The organism is Vibrio sp. 2132-1, from assembly GCF_033344315.1.
Map to the genome: position 1 here is coordinate 1 of NZ_JAWPON010000404.1, position 664 is coordinate 664.

General features: G+C 44.4%; 1 protein-coding gene. It reads left to right on the forward strand.

The genetic code is table 11. The features are described 5' to 3' along the window. A partial coding sequence (locus R8N47_RS25690; RefSeq protein ID WP_318186163.1) for an ABC transporter substrate-binding protein occupies positions 1-664 on the forward strand: 664 nt, incomplete at both ends.

The window sequence follows — 664 nt, forward strand, 5'->3', positions numbered from 1 at the left end:
TAGAGAAGTTCGGCGATCAATGGACGAAGCCAGAGAACTTTGTTGGTAACGGTGCTTATGTTGTTGACAACTGGGTTGTGAACGAGCGTCTAGTATTGAAGCGTAACGAGCAATACTGGGACAACGAAAACACCACACTAGAGAAAGTTACTTTCCTACCGATTGAAAACCAAGTTGCAGAAATGAACCGCTTCCTAGCGGGTGAAATCGACTTCACGAACGAACTGCCAACAGAGCACTTCAAGCGTCTGAAGAAAGAGCACCCACAAGAAGTATCTGTGACGGGTAACCTATGTACTTACTACTACATCTTCAACACGAAGAAAGCTCCGTTTGATGATGTACGTGTTCGTCAAGCTATCTCTTACGCGATTGATCGTAACATCGTAACTGATGCGATTTTAGCTCAAGGTCAAAAACCAGCTTACTTCCTAACGCCAGAAATCACAGCAGGTTTCAACCCAGAAATTCCTGCATACGGCAAAATGACGCAAGAAGAGCGTAACGCAGAAGCGGCACGTTTATTGGAAGAAGCAGGCTACGGCGCAGATAATCCACTTAAGTTTAACCTTCTTTACAACACGTCTGAGAACCACAAGAAAATTGCGGTTGCTCTAGGCTCTATGTGGAAGAAAACACTTGGTCTAGATGTAACGCTAGAAAA